General features: G+C 40.0%; 5 protein-coding genes. All 5 read right to left on the minus strand.

Translation table 11 applies throughout. The annotated features are described in order from the left end of the window. Window positions 1–1,117: hypothetical protein (locus AC1DWN_RS26745; RefSeq protein ID WP_477561934.1), on the minus strand; the 1,117-nt coding region annotated here is incomplete at its 3' end. Window positions 1,118–1,225: 108 nt separating this feature from the next. Beyond that, window positions 1,226–2,986: an extracellular solute-binding protein gene (locus AC1DWN_RS26750; RefSeq protein WP_477561935.1), complete on the minus strand. Its 1,761-nt coding sequence runs from the start codon at window positions 2,984–2,986 to the stop codon at window positions 1,226–1,228. A 63-nt stretch (window positions 2,987–3,049) separates the two neighbouring features. Further along, complete coding sequence (locus tag AC1DWN_RS26755; protein ID WP_477561936.1) at window positions 3,050–3,952, minus strand: carbohydrate ABC transporter permease; 903 nt, start codon at window positions 3,950–3,952, stop codon at window positions 3,050–3,052. Continuing rightward, window positions 3,949–4,899 carry an ABC transporter permease subunit gene (locus tag AC1DWN_RS26760; RefSeq protein ID WP_477561937.1) on the minus strand — a complete coding sequence of 317 codons (951 nt, stop codon included), beginning with the start codon at window positions 4,897–4,899 and terminating at the stop codon, window positions 3,949–3,951. Before AC1DWN_RS26760 ends, AC1DWN_RS26755 begins: the two co-directional genes overlap by 4 nt. Window positions 4,900–5,042: 143 nt before the next feature. Beyond that, window positions 5,043–5,510: sensor histidine kinase (locus AC1DWN_RS26765; RefSeq protein ID WP_477561938.1), on the minus strand; the 468-nt coding region annotated here is incomplete at its 5' end.

Here is a 5,510-nt window from a genome sequence, read left to right on the forward strand (position 1 = left end):
GAATAGATATCTCTGAATAGATATCTCTTTCTACTAGAGTTGGGACGTGACTTAGGGCATCATATTGCTCTTTTGTATCTTGGATTGAATTCAGACCAATCAGCTTCGTATTTGGYACATAAGCTTTGATCGCCATTAACATGGCCATAAATTCTGAACCGGGATCATATTCCATATCGTCCACACCGGATGAACATGTTGCTCCAACGGATTCGACGACAATACCATCGATTCCAGCTGCCGCTAGCAATTGGTAATCCACCCCATAACGGTACAACGCCTCAAATGGATCTCGGGTCCATGCCGAATTGGCAACGCCTTTTTTTCCCATCTTATGCAGCGCCGACATTATTTTTCCCCATTGCTCCCCCCAACGGTGAGCATAGAAGTGAATCCATTCCGTTCGCTTGTTGTGCCAAATCCATTCACCCCGCTGCTCCATAGCAATTGGATTGCCTTCGCAAACAAGCGAAAGCCCATTACCCAATTTCACCTCACTATGGCGAATAAATTGATCCACCATATCATCAGAATAATCGCCCTCCGCAAGGCTTAGACGTGGACTGGTGTAACCATCAGCGCCATGATAGCCATCGAAATTATAATCTTGCAGGATAATCATTAAATCTTGAATCATTAAATCCTCGTAGTAGCTTTCATCCTTAAATCGTCGCAACGGATTAATTACGGGGATCGCTTCTCCTCGCTTCCTCATTTCATAAAGCTCCGGATGTTCAGCGCACCACTTGCTCGCCCTTACGGAATCTTCACCTTCAACATGAAAGTGAAATAAATTAAAAAAGCTGAAATAGATTTCAATACCGTGCTTTTGCAGCTCAACCACAAGTCCTCGCAGCTGATAATTGGTCCAATCCTGCCTATTACGTTCCTTTCCATATGGACGCGCCCCATAAGAACAAACCTCCATGGGCAGAACATTTTCTCGTTCCATTCCTTCATGGGCATGCACAAAATCAGGTGAGAACATAAGTAGCGAAATCCCATCGGGAATATAACCGATATTGTCCAAATACGCCTTAACTCCAAAATCGCTTGCCGTATTTTCAAACCCGATTAATTCAATCCAAACCCATTTCTCATAAAGGGGATTTTTCATCTTTTATCACTCACTGTCTTATCATTTTGTATTTCCACAATGAATTACGTCTTAATGAAATAAAGAGCGGCAGCAACGAATGTCACTGCCGTCTCAAAGTGGATATTATTATTTAGTCTCTGCCCATATCTTTGCGGCATTTTTGTAATTATTCATCCAATAGTCTACAGATTTCTGACCATCCATTGCCTTCAGTTCATCCAATACTGTTTTTTGAATATTCTTGTATTCATCTTGAGATTTAGCAAGAATAAGCTTGGTTTGCATGCGTGCCAAGTAATCCGCAATTTTGGCATCCAACCGTTTGATATCGTCTGGGGTATTCATATCCAACCCATAACTCATGGCTGAGTTAATAAATATAAAGTTAATTTCACCTGATTCGACCCGTTTGTCGACAATTTCACCTGGATAAGATACACCATAATGACTGCTATAATCTTTATTCAATGGGGATAAGTTATTTATCATTTCTTCTTTAGACTGTCCATAGGCAATTGGTGCGTTATACTTCGGATCGTTGTAACCCGCAACAGCACCAGCAAGGTTCCAGTATTTACCCATCCCCGTTTTTTCTGCATACACGGCATCCGTGCGTTTTTCAGCGTCGATTACTTTTGGCTTGCCGTTTTCTAACGCCCATTGCTCTCCTTCAAATCCATTGTTAATCAATCTGGACCCTTCGGATGTCAGAATGTAATTGATCAAATCCATGGCTCTCTCTGGATGTTTGCTATTTTTCGAGATAACCCATAGTCTCGTCTCATTACCATCCGGGCTGACAGCGTCCGTAGTCATGCTTTGCCCTTTGGGATAAGGAAGCCCTACATAACCAGACAAAGGATCTTTTTCGGCTAGCAATACATTGGCMGCATTAGTCCCTAACCAGTGATGCGTGCTAAATAACACAAGACCGTTCTTTGTTTTCTCCTGTAAATTCTCGAATTTATGCACGAAAGAGTCAGGATCCAAAATTCCCAGCTGATTCGCTTTGAAGTAAAAATCGGTACCTTTCCAAAATGCATTATCCGTATCGAAAAACCCTCCGCTTGGTTCACCTGTCTCCGGATTTAAGCTAATAAAATTGTTAGCTGTCAATCGATTAAAGGCATTATCAAACGTGCGATAAGTGAAGAAATCCGCAAAGTATGGTGATATACCATATGTCTTCTGTCCTTGATCATTCGTAGGATGTTTATCTTGCATAGACTTAAGCATAGTTAGAAGATCATCCATATTATTTACTTCTGGGAATCCAAGCTCCTTATAGTAATCCCAGCGGATAAGATAACCTGGAGATTCATAACGTTCCTGCGGCGCAAACTGGCTGGCCAATCCAGGAATCGCATACAATTTATCTGTATCAGCGCTCCAGAACTTCTTGCTGATCTTGATTCGGTTAGGCAATTCTTTAAGAATGTCCTGACCATTAGTTGTGAGCAGGTCATCAAGAGCAATAATTTGATTTCCTTTAATTAACTGATTCAAATGATCCTTATTCGTCACGAGAATAATGTCTGGCAAGTCACCGCTAGCCAATTCTAGGTTAAACTTTTTGTCATCATTCACTCTGTCAATATCTAGCGATACGCCAGTTTGTTTCGCAATTTCCATCGCAATAGCATCTGTTTGTACGCCTGATGGAAATTGTCCTACAAATACTGGACCGTCACTGGAGAATTTTAAAGTGACAGGCTCTTTGGACGGCTTTTCACTCGCTGGAGTACTGGCTGATGCACTAGCTGAAGGTGTATTCGTAGTTTTAGGCTGATTCTCCCCTTTGTTCGAACAACCTACCATAGCAACACATGCCATTAAAGTAATCAAACCTGCAATTCTTCTCAAATTTGCTTTTCGTCTTAGCCCCATTTTTCGATTGCCTCCTATAATTTTGATATATATAAAGAGTTATAATAACCTCAGTTATATCCGCTACCCTTTTACAGCACCAAGCATAATGCCTTTGACAAAGTATTTTTGCAGGAAGGGATATACAAATAGGATGGGGACTGTAACGATCATAGTAATCGTCATTTTCACTGACTGCGGTGTAATCATAAACGCTTCTTTATAGCTTTGATTCAATTGCTGGCTCATCATCTTCATACTTGCTTCAGTAGCCAGCGATTCTGTTTGACTCAAATAATTGTATAGTAAGAGCTGCAGTGTCTGGAGCTTGGGATGACTGACCAAAAATAAGTTATCCACCCACGAATTCCACTGAGCTACGGCAGTAAATAACGCAACTGTAGCAATAATAGGCATAGATAAAGGGAATATGATCCTAGTAAAGAGTGTTAAATGCCCTGCGCCATCTATCATTCCTGATTCCGCTAGTGATGGAGGAATCTGCTCTATATAGGTCTTAATCAAGATGACAAAAAACGCACCAACCGCACCTGGAATAATGTAAATCAGGAAATTGTTTTTTAATCCAAGCTCCTTCATTGTGATATACCACGGAATTAACCCAGCATTTAGATACATCGTCATAATAACAAAACGATAAATCCACTTACGTAAGATCAAATCCTTCTGAGTGACAAGATAGGCAAAAAACGAGCTACAAAAAACGGTAATCACTGTACCAAGGACAGCTCTTAAAGTCGAAATGATAAACGCATTTGAAATGTCCTGCAAAACAAACAGCTTGGCATAGGTTTTAAGCGTGAAGCCCACTGGCAGCAAATACACACCCCGTACCGCCAATGTGGGATCACTGACAGAATTAATGAAGATATAATAAAAGGGATACATACAACAAAGTACGAACAAGGACATAAATAGCCAGTTGCATAAGTCAAATGCCCAATCGACCCCGCTTCTTTTGTTCATATGATGTTTTCCCCCCTTACTCGTTTCGCAATTCGATTCACTGTAAATAAAATAATGATGCTAATTACTGTTTTTAAGACGCCGAGTGCAGTCGCATATGCGAAGTCATTGTTCTGAAATCCAATGCGATAAACATAGTAATCTAGTATTTCTAATTTGTCGGATACCAATGGATTCATGAACACGTAAAACTGCTCAAACCCATTACTGAGCAAATTGCTGACATTCAGCAGCAGCAATACAATGTAAGTAGGCAAGATACCGGGAATAGTTACATACCAAATCATCCTAAACCTACCAGCCCCATCTACATTCGCCGCATCATACATTTCTGAATCAATGCCGGCGATTGCCGCCAAATAGATGATCGCTCCCCAGCCAAGCCCTTTCCAAAGTCCAATACCGATTTGAAAATACCAGGCAATTGCTGAATCCCCTAAAAAGTTGATTGGATTCTGAATAAGATGCAACTTCAACAGCAATTGGTTGATAGCGCCATCATTTACAGAGAAAAAAACGTAAAATACAGAAAATGTTAATATCCAGCTAATAAAATTCGGCAATGTTGTCGTCGTTTGAATAAATTTAGAAAACGACTTTTTCTTGATTTCATTTAACAAAACGGCGAAGAGGACACCCGCAGGTGAGGTAAGTATCGTTAAAAAGCTGATCGCCAGCGTATTCTTCAATACACGGATTAATTCATCCCTTTCCTCAGTAAAAGCAATAACGAAAAACTTAAACCCTACAAATTTACTCAACGATAAAGGGATACCTGGTTGATAATCATAAAAAGCATAGATCCAACCAAACAATGGCAAATAATTAAATAGAAAAACCAGTACGATTAAAGGCAATGCCAATAGCAATAAGATTACACGATTTTTAGTAAGCTTCCGCCTCTTTTTCTTTAACACCGGCATCGTGCTAACCGTTATATTCTCCATAGTCTGTGTCCACCTTCTCTCTATTGATATTTATTTTACAGTCAAAAAAACGGCATAAAAATAACCATTTCGACGAATACATATACTTTCTTCGTCAATCGATTATTTCTATCCCGTGTACTTCTCCAAAATGTTGCACTTTTTTACGCGATGTTGTTTATTTTTCTATTCTGTGGTATTCGGATTTCGATACTTGTACCACGACCTATAATGCTGCGAACTTGTAGTTCAGAAGAGACACCAAAATGAAGCTTTATTCTCCGATGGATATTCACAAGTCCAATTCCAAATTCGTTTTCCTGCACTTGTGAAGCTTGCTCTGAATCAGTAGAGCTTATCCATTCGTTCAATCTCTGCAGCTTGTCTATCGGAATGCCTACTCCACTGTCATTCACCTGAATTTTGAACATTTCGCCTTCTATTTCGTTTACAACAATCTCAATAACACCTACATAATGATTTGTTTCAAGACCATGCATCAACGCATTCTCAATTAAAGGCTGGAGCATAAACCTCGGTACAAGACAGGTAAGCAGCGAATCAGGGATGTCATATTGAATGACTATACCTTCCCCGTAACGATTGTTCATTATTTTCATATAGTTTTGAAT

This window comes from Paenibacillus sp. P4_A7 (assembly GCF_056402455.1).

What these genes read in the sequence shown, in the direction of transcription:
- AC1DWN_RS26755 (WP_477561936.1), bottom strand. Translation starts at nt 3,952, where the DNA reads ATGAACAAAAGAAGCGGGGTCGATTGGGCATTTGACTTATGCAACTGG.
- AC1DWN_RS26760 (WP_477561937.1), bottom strand. Translation starts at nt 4,899, where the DNA reads ATGGAGAATATAACGGTTAGCACGATGCCGGTGTTAAAGAAAAAGAGG.